This window comes from Clostridium sp. (assembly GCF_032576335.1).
Taxonomy (GTDB): domain Bacteria; phylum Bacillota; class Clostridia; order Oscillospirales; family Acutalibacteraceae; genus Faecalispora.
On record NZ_JAWFXC010000001.1, the window covers coordinates 52,582 to 70,847 of the forward strand.

General features: G+C 45.9%; 11 protein-coding genes. 8 read left to right on the forward strand and 3 right to left on the reverse strand.

Going from position 1 to position 18,266, the window contains the following annotated elements:
* Window positions 1-118 precede the first annotated feature (118 nt).
* On the reverse strand, window positions 119-922 hold the full coding sequence (locus tag E7L17_RS00240; protein WP_316321270.1) for a class B sortase: 804 nt from the start codon (window positions 920-922) through the stop codon (window positions 119-121).
* Complete coding sequence (locus tag E7L17_RS00245) at window positions 909-6,182, reverse strand: SpaA isopeptide-forming pilin-related protein (protein WP_316321271.1); 5,274 nt, start codon at window positions 6,180-6,182, stop codon at window positions 909-911. The genes E7L17_RS00240 and E7L17_RS00245 overlap by 14 nt, the downstream gene beginning before the upstream one ends.
* A 402-nt stretch (window positions 6,183-6,584) precedes the next feature.
* On the opposite strand from E7L17_RS00245, the gene E7L17_RS00250 reads away from it, so the two are divergent.
* From E7L17_RS00250 to E7L17_RS00275, 6 genes are all read left to right on the forward strand, one after another.
* Window positions 6,585-8,105 (forward strand): ATP-binding protein, encoded by a 1,521-nt coding sequence (locus tag E7L17_RS00250; RefSeq protein WP_316321272.1) that lies wholly within the window; start codon window positions 6,585-6,587, stop codon window positions 8,103-8,105.
* The gene (locus E7L17_RS00255) at window positions 8,098-8,796 is read left to right on the forward strand and encodes a response regulator transcription factor (RefSeq protein WP_316321273.1); all 699 of its coding nucleotides are present in this window, start codon (window positions 8,098-8,100) and stop codon (window positions 8,794-8,796) included. The genes E7L17_RS00250 and E7L17_RS00255 overlap by 8 nt, the downstream gene beginning before the upstream one ends.
* A gap of 237 nt (window positions 8,797-9,033) precedes the next feature.
* Entirely contained in the window at window positions 9,034-9,432 is a 399-nt protein-coding gene (locus E7L17_RS00260) for a hypothetical protein (protein ID WP_316321274.1), read from the forward strand.
* Entirely contained in the window at window positions 9,429-12,323 is a 2,895-nt protein-coding gene (locus tag E7L17_RS00265) for a cation-transporting P-type ATPase (protein ID WP_316321275.1), read from the forward strand. Before E7L17_RS00260 ends, E7L17_RS00265 begins: the two co-directional genes overlap by 4 nt.
* Window positions 12,320-12,973, forward strand: a complete 654-nt coding sequence (locus E7L17_RS00270; RefSeq protein WP_316321276.1) for a potassium channel family protein — start codon at window positions 12,320-12,322, stop codon at window positions 12,971-12,973. Before E7L17_RS00265 ends, E7L17_RS00270 begins: the two co-directional genes overlap by 4 nt.
* A 13-nt stretch (window positions 12,974-12,986) precedes the next feature.
* Entirely contained in the window at window positions 12,987-13,655 is a 669-nt protein-coding gene (locus E7L17_RS00275) for a potassium channel family protein (protein ID WP_316321277.1), read from the forward strand.
* A gap of 178 nt (window positions 13,656-13,833) precedes the next feature.
* Here E7L17_RS00275 and E7L17_RS00280 read toward each other — a convergent pair whose 3' ends face one another.
* Window positions 13,834-14,991 carry an MGDG synthase family glycosyltransferase gene (locus tag E7L17_RS00280; protein WP_316321278.1) on the reverse strand — a complete coding sequence of 386 codons (1,158 nt, stop codon included), beginning with the start codon at window positions 14,989-14,991 and terminating at the stop codon, window positions 13,834-13,836.
* Between the two features lie 408 nt (window positions 14,992-15,399).
* Between E7L17_RS00280 and E7L17_RS00285 the strand changes: the two genes are divergently transcribed.
* Window positions 15,400-17,115 carry a VanW family protein gene (locus tag E7L17_RS00285; RefSeq protein WP_316321279.1) on the forward strand — a complete coding sequence of 572 codons (1,716 nt, stop codon included), beginning with the start codon at window positions 15,400-15,402 and terminating at the stop codon, window positions 17,113-17,115.
* Between the two features lie 99 nt (window positions 17,116-17,214).
* Entirely contained in the window at window positions 17,215-18,207 is a 993-nt protein-coding gene (locus tag E7L17_RS00290) for a glycosyltransferase (protein WP_316321280.1), read from the forward strand.
* Window positions 18,208-18,266: the final 59 nt, after the last annotated feature.

Genomic DNA, 18,266 nt, shown 5'->3' on the forward strand with positions numbered 1-18,266 from the left:
TGCTCCTTTCTAATTTTCGTAAAGCGGCGTTTGCCGTTACTCTGATTATATACGAATTAATCAGTAAAATCTACCTATATTGACAAAATTGTCCTAAAAAATAAGATTGATTCCCAAATTATTTTAAAACGCTCGTTTTTACCTGCTTTGCAACGATTAACAAACGCCCATCTTCCTTGGAATACTCACAGGTTGAAAGCAGTAAAAGGGAATCGCCAAAGGCAATTATCTCACCGGTTTTATATATCTCATGCGTTTCACACGCAGAAAGCAATTGATCAAACTCCGCTTGATTACTGGGAAAAGCCGCCTTTGTATAGTCAAACGCATCGGGGTTATTCAGCAAAGCTGTGGTTTTCACTACCATAACTATTTGATATTCCCCGTACTGCTTAAGCGTATCAAACTGAATCAGCGGGTGTGATTGATAAAAGGCTTTGTCCTCGTACGCGACCAATGCACCAAACATTCCTTTGTTTTTTGTATGGTGCCCGTAAATGAGTACGTTACCACCGGTTAAATCGCTTCTAGAATCCGCATATGGAACCCCATAAGAGCTGTTTTTACGCTGAAAATCGTGATTCAGGTAAAAATCCGGCTCTTTTGGGGTGTACATAACCGGGTAGCTAATGGAGGTACCCTCGATTTGAACCCAACCGGCAAAATCGGAGTTTTGCTTTGCAAGCGTACCATACTTTTCGATCGGAGATTGAGGAATCGCCGCCGGAGCAATAGACTCCCCGGCGGCCGATGTTACAACTGCGGATATGCTTCCACGAATATTCTCAAATTCTTCGTCAGCCGCTCTCTGGCTTTGGTAATCCAAGAACAAAACGCTCCCGGAAGCCAAAGCCATTATACCGAACAGGATGCACCCGGCAGCGGCCAAACGACGCTTTATCGGCCATTTATTTGCCGACATAACGTCCCTTTCTTCTTTCAACCAGTAATGAAATTACAGAATAACCCAAACCAGCCAGAGAAAGCCCCAGCAGCAGCGCCCATAAGGGGGATGCCCCGGTAAAGCCTGTTTTCGGTCCAAAAGTTCCGCCGCCCTTGGGTACATCATCATCTGGAATCGTTTCAACCGGCTCGGTCGGTTTTGTTCCGCCGCCGCCCAAAGGCACCTCTTCAGGCGGAATGAATTCATCGCGAAGCTTATTCACAAAGTTTATTTTTGTACCCACTCCTGAGATACGCACCGTCTGCGCTTTGGGGAGTTCGTATTTGTCCGTTACTCCCTCTTCTGCAATTTCACGGATGGTATACGTTCCCTTGGGCAGTTCACCCGTCATAATACGGCCATCTGCATCGGTTACAAAGCGTTGAGTATAGGAATTCCCATCCGTAATCTCAAAGGTAAAGCCGGAGAGCACACCATCTTCCGAGGTTTTTTGAATCACGATATACCCCTCACCACTGCCGCCTCCGGGGTTACCACCGCCTCCGCCGCCACCTCCACCGCCGCCGGAACGACGGGTATTGGCAATTAGAATCGGGGTGCCGCTGTCATCCATTGTGACCGCCTGTTTATTCTGATTCACTGTCACTGTAAACACCGCACTGGTATTCACCAAATACCTGCCGGGTGCAGCCACTTCAGCAATCTTGTAGGTTCCGTAGAGCAAGTTAGAAAAGGTGAAGGAACCATCATTTTCGCTTAATACCGTAGCGATTGCCTTGTCTTTCACCAGATTCGTTTCTGCTGCGTTAAACAGGCCAATGGTTGCACCGGCCAATGGTAGACCAGAATCGGCAATTACTTTTTGACCAGTAATAGAGCCAATGGGGGTATTGAAAAAGTCTGAAACGGAGCCATTATTACTAACTGTAACTGCTTGCCCTTGTGTGGCAATGGAAAAATCATACGAATGGAGTTTGTTTTTCTCATCGACATCGGGTAGGTAACCCGTAGGTGTCGTGGTTTCTTTCACATAATAATCGCCCACAATCAACTGATTATCTGCCGAGAGATACCAATCGCCCACAGCGTTTTTAGCTGGAGTCTCCAAAGCAGAAAGCTGATACAATCCACTAGTAATATCGCTCTCCGTAAGATACGCCACCGCAACGTCGCCAATTTTACTATACACAGTAAATTTCGCGCCAGACACAGGAACGGAATCGGCGGAATCCTGTTTCTGTAGCGTTACAGTTCCACGGGTACGAACATTGGTTACGGTATAACCCATTTCATCGGAATGGGTTAAGAAATCGCCGCCGGTCATGGTAAGTTGACCACTCGTAGAAATTGTAATGGCAACTGTTCCGTTGATTTTTTCAAACCCATTCGGAACGGTGCTCTCTTTGAGCTCGTAGGTACCGGGGTCTACATTCTCAAACTTTACCGAGCCAGCTTGATCACTGGTTGCTTCCTTAACTTGCAAGTTTGCTCCAGTAAGGGTAAATTTTGCTCCCTGCACAGGATTCCCGTCATCACTCTGTTTTGTGAAAGAGAAAGAGTATGTGCCTTCCCCTTGATTATTTTTGGGTTTGTTTTTAATCACAATTGGGGTGGTATACGTACCAGCTTTCTTCGTTATGGTACCCTCGGGATAAGTTCCTTCCGGAGAAGTGTTTTCAGTAAACACATAGTATCGAACTGCAGTATCTCGCTGGTACCCATTTGGTGCCTGTGTTTCTTCTAGCTGATAGAGTACATTCTTGTTCAAGTACAGGAAGAAAATCTTTCCGGTAGATGGGGTTGTTTTCGTTATCTCCGCATCCTTATCTGCCACCCATTTACCGCCCTCTTGTTTCATTTGAGTTAAGGTAAACTGCGCACCGGATAAACGGAAATCGGGTGACTCTTCTGATCCAGTGGTATTTGTGCTTGTTTTTAATATACGCAGCTGCGCGCTGGTGCTGGCATTGGCAATCTGATCCATAGTCAATGTTTGGGCACCGTTGGCCTGCTGTTCTCCTGTTTCCGTTGAATCTCCTCCGCTCCAGGCAAGCGAGGCACTGTTAGACATTTTATCTTTCGATGTGACTTCGCCAACCACCAAAGTGGTAAACGTAATCAGCAAAGGGGTGTGTGCATATGATTTTGGAACCTTAAAGGTGAACCCGGAATTAGATACCTTTAAATCCTTAAATTGGTCTTTCAGCTCATTTCCCGTTACATATTTTTTTAGTGAGGAAGTGGGGCCTGTAATAGGACCCGTGCTCGAAATACTATTTGGATTCACTTGCTTAATTGACAGAGACTCTTGATCTAACTGGAACCATTCTTTTAGGTGATCTGTTAGGGTGGCACCCTCCATATCCACTCCGTCGGCGTTCAATAAAATCTGCCAATCTACACGGTAAATCGAATCATCGTCTTTGTATTTGCCGTAAACATATTGCCCTTGTTTCCCAATAGAAGGAACCCGAACCTTATGCGTCGCATTCTCGATGGCATCAATCGTTCCGTTTGTTTCACCTGTGGGATTCACAATTTCACCAGTCAATGAGCAATCATTTGTAAAGGAATATTCTTTTAGCTCCTTTGCAATTTCCTTGCGGTAATCTTCTTTTACTACTGTGGAAAATACCATTACGTAGGTATCATCAAACGTATTCTCGAATTTGAATTGTACTTTCTGACGTGGTGTTGTATCCGTACTAAATTCATCACTCTTCATTTTTATGGTCTGACTACCGATTGTTATGGTCTCTTCGGAGCCATCGCTCGGAACTACCTTATTCACAGTTTGTGTTGTTACCGTTCCATTTGAACCGTCCGGATTCTTTGCAATTTGCTTAACCTCTAACAATTGACCGAACTCCGTATTGGTTGGTACGGTATCTGTTAAAATGGCTCCTGCCGCAATACTCGAATGGTTTGGGTTAACCGTAACACGCCAGTAAAGCTGGTGGTTTGTATAGTCATAGTAGTTTGTTTCTTTATCGGTATACTTACCATCCGTCGCTACGCCGATATTGTCTTTTATGAGAATGGTGTTGCCAACACTCTTTTCGGCTGAGCTAGAATAGTCTTTATCCGAGGGCAAACCCTCCCCTGTGATTGTTGCTTTGTTTGTCAGCTTACCTGCATTATCGCTGTTTTGGTTTAGAATCAACGGGTCCACCACGGTAGTTTTCAGTGTAATCTCGTAGACCTGATCCTCTTCAATATCTCCTAAGGAAATAGTCAAGAGCGTTGTATGCGATTCTTCATCAGGCGTTAAAGTATAGGACGGTGAATCTGTGCCATCCTTTGTGAATGTAATCGTTTTATTCGATTCACCCTTTTCCTTCAGTACTGCGGAAAGACTTTTAAAAACCTGCGCATCATCATGCAGTACATCTGTAATGGTAGCATTTTTAATTTCTAAGTGGCTGTAATTGACTTTAAATGACCATATCATTTCTCTGTTGCTCTTTTGGTAGTTGCCCGCCTCTTTTTTCAGCACGGAATAATCCATCGCATATTCTTTTTTTATGTTAAAAGAAAAAGAGGGTAGCTCTGTGCCTGATCCACCAGTGCCGCCTGTTCCGGGGTCATATTCAACACCTTTCCATAGCATGGTCGCTTCATTTTGTAAGTTCTTATCTGTATAAGTACCATCAGCGGAAGCAATTGCCACCGTAGAATAAGTGACCTCCAGCGGTTTGTTCAGCTCACTTTCCGCCAAAGGAATGATGAGAATTGCTTCATTTTTGCTCGAATTGGTATAATAAACTGCTTTCGAACCAGAGTCTGTTAAATCACTTAAAAAATCCAGTGTATTTTTTAGTGTTGTTTGATTCTCTGCCGCTTTTAAAATCGCTGCATACGTCATGGGAGAAGAGGGCGAACTCGCTCCTGCCACCTGCTCATTCTCATTAACGGTGAATTCTAGTTCATTCTTGCTATTTAACAGGTATTTATGGGTCTGATTGATTCCTTGAATGGAGTCGATTAGGTACACCGTACCATTTTTACCTGTAAAATACGTGTTTGCAGTGATCGTCCATTTCCACTCCGGACTGTTCAGGCCGACTCGCTCGCCCTTTTTATTCATAAAGCTACCACTAAGGGTTGAAGTCACTTGTTCACTGACCGCCTCTGGTTTGGAGGGATCCTTACCAAATAGCTGCGCCTTATTGGTAAAAGTAAGTGTGGGAGTACCATTTACTATTTTCATATACTCCTGATATTTTTCAGAAGTCAGCATGGTTGTAATCGTAAGTGCGAGTTCGGTTACATCCGGAGAATCCGGAATGGTATAAGTAAGCTTACCGTTTTCATCAACAAAATACTTTCCTGCTTCTGCCTGCTCTGCGGGCAACACATTTGCATCGATTGTGGCAGGCGTACTGCTCTCCACTTCTACTTTTGTTACCACCAACCCCTTCGGGATTGAATCCACTATAGTCATATCATTCAGTGTTTTGTCTGCCGGAGCCTTCGCAGTAATCGTATAGGTCAAAAAATGGCTAGAGTCTGCTGTGGTAATGTCTGACGCTGCCTTTTTAATTGTATAGTTTTTATCGCCATCATCAGGCTTTGGTCCACCGCCGGAAAAATCAACGTCAACGTTAATCTTATCCCCATTTTCCTTAATTACAGGATTTTTGGTGCCCTCACCGGTTTTCGTAATCTCGAACCCAATGGATGCCGAGGCAGAGACATCTTTCCACTTATAAATGCGTGGGTCGAGTATCGCAGTAACAGTCAGCAAGTTCGGTTTGCTTGCATCTGCCTGCGTAATGGAATACGTACCAACTTGTTCATCCTTTAACTCGTCATTCTGAACTTTTAAAGCCTTTTGCGTTCCAAGCAGGCCATCTGGCAACCGAAAGGTATTGTCTGCTAGAGACAATTGAAAGGTAAAGCCGGTTTCTGGCAGTTTAGACGCGTACTCCTCAGGGATGGGGTCTGTGTCTTTCCACTCTGCAATCACTCCATCAATTTCTTCATCTCCAAACTCCGGGTGCACTGCTTTTACAGCCTCTCTCATCTTAGCCTGAAGCTGGTCATTGACCAATGAAAAATCAAAGGACAACTTAAATAAATCTTTATCATCTGGAATACTGGCAGAAAGGTTCGATGATCTAAATAAATCCTTGGGGTAGCTTTTCTCCAGTAAATTAACCGCCGTCGCTGTTGTCCCCGATCCGCTATCTGCCATAGCAACAAAGGGGAGCATCTGAAGTGAAACTATAACGCACATAATTACCGCAGTCACTTTTTTACCAATCCATTTTTTCATGCTAATACCTCCTCAAAATATGCTCCACCTTATCTTTAAAATAAGGGTTTCTAATATCTTTTTATACATTTTATCAGGATGAGCACATGAAATACAATAACAATTTTCATTTTTGTTGTTGTGCCAATTTCCATGGTCACAAACTGGTAAATTACCGTTTTTATTGTCTTGTTTTTCCTATTTACAATTGCACCACTCAAGCAATACTCTTGTATCAAACGCTTTTTTCGGTATAAGCCAGAAATATAATAAGTTAAAAGAAATATATGCACCGTTTTCTGTAAATAAGTAAGAATATTTGCAAATCTTCTTGCTTTCCGTTATGGTTGGAAATACACTGTAAGAATAGAAAGCAACCCGCTCTTTGTTTTGCAGGTTCGCAGAGAAGGAATGAAACTCACTATGATTCAAAAAAACCAACTTAAAACAGTATTACTACACTTAATTCTGGTACTAGCCCTACTCTTCACCGCTGCAGGAATTGGCTTTTTACTTCGTAACTTTGGTCTGCCGGAGGCCAATATCGTTATCGTATTCTTTTTAGCCGTTCTACTCACTACACTTTTAATCTCCAGCTATGTTTTCGCCATACTGGCTTCTGTACTGGCTGCTTTTTTATTTAATTATCTATTTACCGAGCCATATTTTAGCTTTGCAGTAAATGCCCCCAGTTATATGGTGACCTTGTTCATTATGAGCATTGCCGCCCTGTTAACCAGCATGGTAACCTTCCATGCAAAACAGAACGAACGCAACGCAAAAGAACGCGAACTGGAGTCGCGTGCCCTTTATGCCCTAACCAATCTACTTACGGATGCCAAAACCTATGCGGAAATTGCAGAAATGGCGGCAGATACCATCAGCAAATCCGTTTGTGGCGGTGCTGCTTGTCTCTGCTTTGATGAAGACGGCAATCCTGATTCTACTTACGTTCAGTACATGTCGGGTCAATTGGTACACCGTGAAACGGAAGATACTAAGAGCCTACTAGAGCGCCTTTTCGAGCTAGATAAGGGCTACGTGGTAGGCCCTGAATTCTGTGACTGGCCAATTTATGCAAAGGATTCTATATTAGGACTGATTCGGCTGCCAAAAGAAAAGGCACAACGTTTGTCTGCGGCGCAAATTCGCATATTACGCTCTATGATTGAAAGCACTGCACTGGCGATGGACCGCTTTTCCGCCTCTGCACAGCAAATTCGCCTGCATGAAGAAACCGTACAGGAACGCTACCGCGTGAATTTGCTGCGAGCAATCTCACACGATCTTCGTACCCCTCTTGCCGGAATGATTGGAACCTCTGAAATGCTGCTTGGCATGACCGACGCCGCTGACCCGCGGCGACCACTGATGGAGGGAATTTCGAAAGATGCGGGTTGGCTTCACTCTCTAGTAGAAAACATTCTCAGCCTCACACGCTTGCAAGACGGCAGACTTACCATCCAAAAAGAACGGGAAGCCGCCGAAGAAATCCTAGGTGGGGCTGCTCGCTATGTGATGCGCCACCACCCCGGCTACGACATTGAGGTACACGCACCCGAAGAGCTTTTTCTAGTTCCGATGGACGCAAAACTCATTAGTCAAGCACTCATAAATCTACTGGAAAACGCCGTAAAGCACACCGACCCACCTGGCGACATTTGTGTAAGCGTGGAGGAAGATAAGATAAACCAAACCGCTGTTTTTTCAGTTCGTGACCACGGTAGCGGAATTGGTGGAGCAGACCTGCCCCATATTTTCGAGCTTTTTTATACCTCTCACGCAAAAGAAGCCGACTCCCGCAAAGGTGTTGGCTTAGGATTGGCCATTTGCGAAACCATTGTAAAAGCACACGGCGGAAGTATTTTTGCACGCAACCGCACGGATGCCCCCGGCGCGGAGTTTGTATTCAGCCTGCCATTGGAGGTAGAAGACAATGAGTGAACACACACATAAAATACTAGTGGTAGAAGACGACAAGCAAATTCAAAGCTTTATCAGCTATGCGCTGGAGCAAGATGGCTTTTCTCACCTGTGTGCAAATAACGGGCACAGTGCCATGAGCCTTTTAATTTCAGAGCCAATTGAGCTTCTACTGCTGGACTTAGGACTGCCGGACTGCGACGGTATGGATATTATTAAGCGTGTACGACAATGGTCCGACATGCCCATTATTGTTGTATCTGCCCGCGACCAAGATAAAGAAAAAGCGGCGGCGCTCGACGCCGGAGCGGATGATTACCTAACAAAACCATTTTCCGCTACGGAGCTTTTGGCACGCATACGCGTTGCCATACGCCACCTGCGCAGGCAAGGCGGCGATAAACCGCAGGCCGTTTATCAGGTTGGTGAATTAAAAATAGATATGGAAAAAAGGCTAACTTATTTAAACGGTGCAGAGCTTCACTTAACCCCCATGGAGTACACATTGTTACAATTGCTATTTAAAAACTGCGGCAAGGTTTTAACTACCCAATACATCATTCGTGAAGTTTGGGGCGTGGGTTATGGCAACGACACACAGGCTCTGCGCGCTTTAATGGCTGCTTTACGCCGAAAAATTGAGAAAAACCCCGCAAAGCCACGGTATGTTGTAACCGAAATTGGCGTCGGTTATCGCCTAGTGGATGAATAAATGGGTGATAAATAAGATTTTTTAAAACGATTCATAATTTGGCTCATGAAAAAGACCGTATGCGGAACAATATCCGTTATACGGTCTTTTTTATTTGTTTTTTAGTGGTTTTTTCAATTTTTTACCGGTTCTCACAGCTTTCTCACACCTATGTCTGTCTTTTCACACCCAACTCACACACTCTTCGCTACAATAAGAACGGAAATTGAGAAAGGCAGACAAACGAGGTGATACAGTATGAAATCCGCAACAACCATTCAACAAAAAGAACTGAGCCTGCTTTGCAAAAAGACGAGGCTGTTGTTGGAAGAACAAAATTACACCGAATGCGAACAGCTGATTTCGAACGCTATGGGCACCTACCCTCATGCACCGCACCCCCATAATTTAATGGGGATACTGTTGGAACGGGAAAACGACATTCTTGGAGCGATGCGGCATTATCGCTCCGCCTGGGCACTTGATCCAACGTATTTGCCAGCCCGATACAATTTAAACCGGTTAGGCAGTCTCACTCCTGACGGCAACTGCGCGTTTGATGAATCAGACTGTAACGAACCGCTTCATCTCGCTTTTAGTACCCGGCGGGATCCCAACGGAATTATACATGTTATGGAACGGAGAGCAGAACGATGAAACAAAAAGAACAAAATGTAACTCAACCGGCTGCACCCCCGGTAAATGACCTTCCCCGTAAAATACGGCAGCTGCCCGTAGCGGAGGTTTTTGGTGCACTGGAGACCACCCAGCAGGGCATTACTCCGGAAGAGGCGCAGGAGCGCCTGAAAAAATACGGAAAGAACACCATTCAAGAAAAAAAGGGTCAGCCGATTATTTTTAAATTTCTTTCCAATTTTACTCATCTTATGGCAGTTTTGCTTTGGTTTGCCGGTATTGTTGCTTTTATTGCCGGTATGCCTGAGCTGGCAATTGCCGTGTGGATGGTCAACATCATTAACGGTTTATTCAGCTTTTGGCAGGAGTTCAGAGCCGGTAAAGCAACCGAAGCACTCAAAAAGCTTTTGCCAGATTACGTTCGTGTCCTGCGTGGCGGTGAAGAAGTTCGCCTATTAGCAGAGGATCTTGTTCCCGGAGATATTATGCTGCTCTCCGAAGGCGATATGATTTCAGCCGACGCGCGCCTTGTCGAAGATAACGACCTGCGTGTGAATCAATCTACGCTAACCGGTGAATCAAACCCGGTGCATAAGGGGCGCGACCAGGTGCTTCGGACCGATATTTCCACCTCAGAATCCCCGAACCTGGTTTTTGCAGGCACCACTGTTTCCTCCGGTACCGGCAAAGCCGTTGTTTGCACCACCGGAATGGACACGGAGTTTGGCCGCATTGCCGGTTTAACCCAAAGCCTGAAGGATGAATCAAGCCCGCTGCAAAAAGAGATGGGAAATCTGACAAAAAAGGTTTCTGCCATTGCGGTTTCCATCGGCATTCTCTTCTTTATTTTGGCGATATTCCTTGCAAAATCTCAAGTAGTAGCAGCATTTATTTTCGCACTGGGTATGATGGTTGCATTTATCCCGGAGGGTCTATTACCTACCGTTACTCTATCGCTCGCTATGGGCGTACAGCGCATGGCAAAACGCAACGCATTGATTAAACGCCTCTCTGCCGTAGAAACACTCGGCTGCACCACCGTAATCTGCACCGACAAAACCGGTACCCTAACGCAGAATGAAATGACGGTAAGTAACATTTGGATGGACGGCCGCAACCTAGAAGTAACCGGAGTAGGCTATAACGCCGAGGGCGGCCAAATTCTAGAAGAAAACGGAAGCCCTGCCGACAAGAGCAACAGTCATTTAAGCCAGCTATTAACCGGAGCCGGTTTATGCTGTGACGCAAGACTGCTTCCTCCCAATGAAGAAAACAATCACTACACGGTTCTAGGTGACCCCACCGAAGCCGCACTGCTGGTCGTTGCACAGAAGAATGGTCTTAACTTAGATGAACTCGCAACCTCGATTCCTCGCCTGCGTGAGCTGCCGTTCGATTCCAGCCGTAAGCGCATGAGCACCATTCACCAGCCAATGAGTGGCAGCCGCATTGCCTTTGTAAAGGGTGCGCCGAAGGAAGTGCTCGACTTGTGCAACCGCCAGCGTAGAAACGGTGCTGTATCTACCATGAGCGACGACGAACGCAGCCAAATAATGGCGGTGAACGACGAATACGCCAAAAAGGGTCTGCGTGTGCTGGCAGTGGCAATTCGCGAATTAACCGGAGACATTGCCCTGCCAACCAGCCTAAGCGAATATACACCTGAAATCATTGAGCAGGATTTAACCTTTCTTGGTCTGATTGCCATGGTTGACCCGCCCCGCCCTGAGGTTGCCGCAGCTGTGAAAAAATGTCATAAAGCTGGAATTCGAATCATTATGATTACCGGTGACTATGGTCTCACCGCTGAGAGCATCGCACGCCGCATTGGTATTGTCTCTGGCAGCCACCCCCGCATTATTACCGGGCTAGAGCTTGAGACAATGAGCCAACCCCAACTGGAAGAAGCTCTTAAGGACGAAGTCATATTTGCCCGTGTTGCACCGGAACAAAAGCTTCAGGTAGTTAGTGCCTTGCAGGATATGAAACACATTGTTGCCGTAACCGGTGATGGCGTTAACGACTCCCCTGCTCTGAAAAAGGCAGACATTGGCGTAGCGATGGGCCGCTCCGGAACAGACGTAGCGAAGGAAGCCGCCGACATGATTTTAACGGATGATAACTTCGCTTCGATCGTAAACGCAATTGAAGAAGGACGCGCTGTTTACAGTAATATCCGCCGTTTTGTGCTGTATATCTTTACCAGTAATATGTCCTGTGCAGTACCCATGGTATTGTACTTGTTTTCCGGCGGCCTGATTCCTCTGCCCCTAACCATTATGCAGGTGCTCGCCATTGACCTTGGAACCGACATGGTACCCGCTATGGGCCTTGGTTCAGAAGCGCCGGAGGAAGGCGTCATGGAAGCGCCTCCACGTTCTAGAGACGATGTGCTGCTGAATCGCCCCTTAATTATTCGCGCATTCCTCTGGTACGGTATGCTGGAAGCATTATTCGGCATTGCCGCATACTTCTTCCTCAACTTCCTGATGGGCTGGCCCGGCGTACCGCTCGCTGCGGACGGACTTGCATACCGGATGACAACCTCTATTACCTTTGCTGCTATCGTTCTTTCACAGGTTGGCGCTGTATTTGCCTGCCGTACCGACCGTATGTCTGTTTTCAAAATCGGTATATTCACAAACCACTTAATCTTAATCGGCATTGCGGTAGAGTTTACACTGCTTGCATGTCTTGTAGTGCTGCCGTTGCCTTTCCTGCAAAACCTGTTTAATACAGCACCTTTGCCGTTAAGCCACCTAGGCATCTTACTTTTCATTCCATTTGCCATGCTGCTCTTGGATGAAGCACGTAAAGCATACCTTCGTTGGTCTGACCGCAAAAAGGCAGACCACCACAACAAACCCAATCACACAATGCCAAAAGACGCAAAAAGGGAGGCTATTCGATGAAAGTTATTATTGTAGGGTGTGGGCGCAACGGCTCCGGACTTGCGCAGGCCATGAGTAAAGCCGGTCACTCTGTTACCGTTATCGACTCTGACCCAGCAGCGTTTGAAAAGCTTGGGAAACAATTCCAAGGAAAAACCGTAGAAGGCATCGGCTTTGACAAAGACGTATTACAAAAGGCACAAATTGAGCGTACCGATGCGCTGGCGGCTTTTACCTCCAGCGACGAATCAAATGCCGTAATTGCTCGTATTGCAAAAGAAATTTACCATGTTCCCAAAGTGGTTGCACGCCTTTATGACCGTGAAAAGGCCGAAATTTACAAGCGCCTCGGCGTGCAGACCCTCTCCTCCACCACATGGGGCATCAAGCGTGCGTCAGACCTGCTTTCTTACTCCACACTCAATCAGGTTTACAGCTTTGGCAGTGGTGAGGCAGAGCTGCTGCGTGTAGAGCTGCCCTCCCTGCTGGTTGGTCACCGGGTAACCGAATTAACCGTAGTAGGCGACATTCATGTAGTTGCGATTGAACGCCAGAACAAAACGCTGCTGCCCACTACCGGTACAGTTTTTCAAAAAGGCGACGTAGTGTATATCGCAGAAACGTCTGCTTCCGGTGCCCAGCTCCGTAAGATGCTTGGCAAAACGATGTGAGGGGGATATAAACATGAAGGTTATAATTGTTGGCGGCGGGCAGGTAGGCTGCTACCTTGCAACGCTGTTAATTGAGCGAGGCCATACAATTAAGATTATTGAAGCAAAAGATAATCGAATTGAGGTACTCAAAAAGGTTTTGCCGCACGATACCATTATTCAGGGCAACGGCGCAGAACCCATGCTCTTGGAGGCGGCTGGAATCCACGAGGCAGACGTTGTGGCCGCCGTTACCGGCTCCGATGAAAACAATCTGGTAATTGGCACATTAGCCCGTTTGGAGTATGGTGTTCGCCGTGTGATTGGCCGTGTAAACAACCCCAAAAACGCATGGCTGTTCACCCCTATGATGGGTGTTGACGCTGCCGTAAATCAGGCGGATTTAATGGCTCGTTTAGTTGCCGAAGAAATGTCGATGGGCGACATGATGACGCTTTTAAAACTCCACGGCGGTAAGTATTCGCTTGTTGAACGCATGGTAAACCCCGACTCTCCTGTACAGGGAAAGCTTGTGCGCGACATTCAGCTTCCTACCGAATGTGTGCTCGTTGCCATCATCCGCAATTCAGACCTACTGATTCCGCGTGGCGAGACAATGCTGCAAGGTGGCGATAAGGTCGTTACCATCGTTCATATTGACCAACTGGAAAATATGGAAAAGATTTTAGGCCCGGTTCAATAGTTCAGAAATAAAAGAGACATTTACCAGATTTTCTTTTTCTTTGTACTCGTGGTACTCGTGTAAATTTCTCTTTTATGCAATAAGAAGCCCCAACCGTAGTTTTATTTTACTACGGTTGGGGCTTCTCTTATGGGATGACTATTGGTTCCTTTGCAGCAGCGAAAAGAACCATATTTAATTAAATTCCTCTATTTGCTTCTTCCCTGCCTACCAACTCATAAATGAGTGAGAGGATGTTTTTGGAAGACTGTGATTTATCAAAGCTTTGGCACGACTGCCGCATTTTTTCAAGCTTTTCACGATTTTGCAGCAATTCGGAAATAGTACCGGCACAATCGTCTCCCTTGCGAATACGAACGGCCATGTCGTGGCTCATGAGGAAGTTAGCGTTATCCTCCTCCTGGCCAGGAATCGCATCAAACACTGCGAGCGGAACATTGCAGGCCAATGCTTCTGAAACGGTAAGGCCACCGGGCTTTGTGATGATTAAATCGGACGCGTGCATATACTTTTCCACTTCATTCGTAAAGAAAACAAGGCGAGTGTGCTTACAGCCCATTTGCGGGCTCAGGCGGCACTCTTCAATTTTATCTTCAAATGCCTGGAATAATTTTTCGTTGCGCCCGGTGATAACAATAATTTGGAACGGAAAATCAAGACAAACAATATCCTCATAAATTTGCAGAATATTCGAAACACCGAAGCTGCCCGCCATAATTAAAATAGTAAGCTCATCGCGTTGCATTCCAAGTTCTTCCAGCAGAGCGGCCTTATCTGCTTTATCAAAAAACACATCGTATACCGGAATGCCGAACGGGTACACAATCTCGCGGCGGACACCCATCGCCTCCATGTCGGGAACCATGTCCTCATTTGAGACAATGTAAGCATCTACTTTGTCTGAAATCCATGCCTTGTGGGGACCATAGTCTGTCATAACACAAATAAGCGGCACTTTCACATGCCCCTTTTCCTTTAGATGAGAAACCATTTCTGTAACAAAAGGATGGGTCGCTATAATAACATCTGGCTGGTATTCCTCCAATAACGGTATGAGGCGTATGCCAAATAAGCTATTGAATTTGGGCACCATTTGTGCCAGCGGGTTTTCTTCGTTCGATTTTTGGTACAGCAAACCGAACATCTTTGGCGTTTTGGTAGCTAAAAAATGGTATCCCTCGCAAATCGTTTTATCTAATATTGGGTGGATGGTTTTTAGTGCGTCCACCACTTTCACTTCAACATCTGTAGCGTTTTCCAAAAGGTACGACTCAATTGCGTGGGATGCTCGTAAATGGCCGCCTCCGGTCGCCGCAGATAAAATGAGAATTTTCACCTGAAGGTTCCTCCTGTCAGAGCGGAACAATTCCGTTCTGCGTATTTTAAAATACATTTTCGGCCGTGCAGAATGTGAAAATGCTTGCTTTCAGCAAAACAGCACAGTCAAAGCAGATTTCTCTTATGCCTGCACTATTTCGCTAATCTGCCGCATTTCTTGCCGCAGAGCCGCGTATCTATACAATATAGTATTTCCCACTAAGTTTCAAGCCTCCATTTGTAAATTATTTACGGAAAAAAGAGGCTTTTGAAACTTATGTAAAAGCTGTAACTTTACATTCTTCTAAAAAGGCGATAAAATAGAGTCGCGAAAAGCCTTATTGTTATTATTTTTTTAGCATACATTCTGGTTACATTCCGATTCGCTTAATATTACTTTGGTTTCAAGGAAGGAAGGATTTATCGCATGAACCAAACGGCTCGTTCCCACCAAGAAGATTCTTTAACTGACTTATATTCTTCTTCCCCGAAACACAGTAAAAATGCCTCTGGCCGCTGGAAAAAATTACTGGTTGCTGCAGCGGGCATTCTTATTTTAGGCGGGGCTGCATTTGCGGGTTATTCCTATTACCAGCAGCAGGAGCAGCAGCGCAACGAAAACGATCTTTTACAAACGGACCATTATTACACCGGTACGGTTGTGGAAGGGATTGACTTAGGCGGCAAAACCAAGGATGAAGCCCTAAAAGCCGTAACCGATGTGGAAACTCAATCTTTGCCCAAAATCAATATAGAGCTTTCTTACGAGGATAAAAATTGGACTCTAACCGCTCAGGATTTAGGGTACCGCTTTAATACGCAGGAGGTTTTGGATGAAGCGTATGCCTATGCCAGAACCGGTAGTGATGAAGAGCGCCTGAAGCAAATCAAGGAGCTTAAGGCATCCCCCAAAACATATAGCCTTACCCCCACACACGACGAAGCTGTTTTAAAGCAAAAGCTGGCAGAGATTGAGAAAGCCGTTAATATTGCTCCCGTTAACGCTACGGTAGCATCATTTGACACAACTACCGCTACGTTCCGTTATGCGGATGGAAAAGATGGTCTTGCGGTAGAAAGCGATTCTCTTTTTTCGCAGGTGAACGCACTCGTTAAAAACAATGAATCCGGGAGCATTGCAGTTCCTGTAAAAACGGTTTCTTTTGACGTAACACAGGCTCACCTGCAGAGCCATATGCAAAAGCTTGGCACTTATACCACTACTTCAACCAACTCGGCAGATGGCAACCATAACATGAAGCTGGCAGCTTCCGCTATCAATGGAGAAGTAATTAAGCCGGGCGCCGTTTTTTCGTTTAACACCGCTACGGGAGATACCAACCTGCCGCAAAACGGCTACCGCAAAGCTGTGGCTATTTCAGGCGGAAAAAAAGTAATGGAATACGGCGGCGGTGTTTGCCAAGTATCCTCCACTTTATATGGAGCTGCCATTCGCTCAAATATGGCTATTACAAACCGCTCCAATCACATGTGGCAATCGTCATATGTGCCAGTGGGTCTTGACGCGACCGTCAGCTACCCTTATTTAGATTTTCAATTTAAAAACCCCACCGAATTCCCGGTATATATTGTAGCGGGTATGACCGGTACAAAAGTAACGGTTACTTTATATGGTTACAAATCTCCGGACTATGACTCCATTGAAGTGGTTTCGAACAATACCGGTACCGTTGCCCAGCCCGCAGACCAATTTGTGGTAGACCAAAGCCTGAAAAAAGGCCAGAAGGTTCTTGACCGCAAGGGGAACGCCGGCATCAAAGCTTCTGCCAAACGCATTTTTTACCGCGATGGCAAGGTGGTAAAAACAGAAGCTCTGCCAAACAGCTATTACCGTGCGATTGCAAATATTTATAAAGTAGGTCCCGGAACGGAAGGTACGGCATCTTCCGCTCCCGCTTCCTCTGCGTCGCCAACCTCTTCGGCGGCGAGCAAGCCAGCTTCTTCCGCGCCGAGCAAGCCAGCTTCTTCCGCGCCGAGCAAACCAGCTTCTTCTGCGCTGGCATCCCAGGTACCGTCCTCACAGGCTCCCGCATCATCGCATGTGTCTTCCTCTCAGCCGGTTTCCTCTCAGCAAAATGCGGAGCTCCCAAATGCTTCCGAACAAGTGGAAGCAGGCCAATAACTGCCTTTGAGTGGGCCAATTGCCTGTTCCCGCAGCCGTCATGTATCAATTTACATGAAAAGCGGGATACTAAGACTTGAATGAAAGGAGAAATGAGCTTTGCCGAATCAAAACAATCTGAAAGACCCCAAAATCAGCGTGGTAATTCCCGTCTACAATGTGGAGCCTTTTATCGGCAAGTGTCTTTCCACTCTGGTTCACCAAACATTTCAAGATTTTGAAATTATAGCCGTTAATGACGGCTCTAAGGATGGCTCTCTTGCCATTCTTCGCGAATTTGAGAGGAACTATGCGAACATTGTTGTAATAGACCAGCCGAACGCCGGAATGTCGATGGCCCGCAACCGCGGGATGGAACAGGCCAGAGGAGAATACCTCTGTTTTGTAGACAGCGACGACTACGTCTCTCCCTATTTTTTGGAGGAGCTATACCACGCCGCTACTGACAACGATGCGGACATTGCCTGTTGCTATTATTATTACCATTTTGTCCGTTCCGATGTATTGTACAAGTACCCCTTCCGCTGCCACGGCGTTTTTAGCCGTGATGTAGCAATGAATAAACTTTTGCATGACACCCAGATTCAAAGCTTGGTTTGGAATAAAATTTACAAAAGAACTTTGTTTACCGATTACGATATTACCTTTCCTACCATGGCTTTTGAAGATTTAGCTACGGCAAATAAATTATTTTCCCATGCAAACAAGGTTGCAGTTATAGACAAAGCGTTATATTATTATAGCCAGCAGAGCACAAGCACCTTGGCTACCATTAACGCGGACAAGATAAACGATTTTATTCGCGCTACTGCTATGGTTCGCACCACACTCGAAAGCGTTGGTGTTTACTCTGATTACGAAAAAGCCTACCGTGCGCTTTGCCGTAAAACCGGTTTTTGCTGTGTGTATTACGTTTTGAAGATGCACCTGCGAGAGCGTAAGGGCGCGAATTGTTTAAGTAACTTGAACCGTGTGCGCCGCGGCATTTTCTATTGCAGCAGTAAGCAGTTTACACTGCAAGGAATGCGCCGCTATATGCCGGATGTTGCGGTGTGTCCCCCTGCATTAAAAGAAAATTATTCTACCCGTTAATGAGGGCGCGCCGAATGCGCGCCCTTTTCTCCGTTGTACTTACTTTACTTATTCATTTA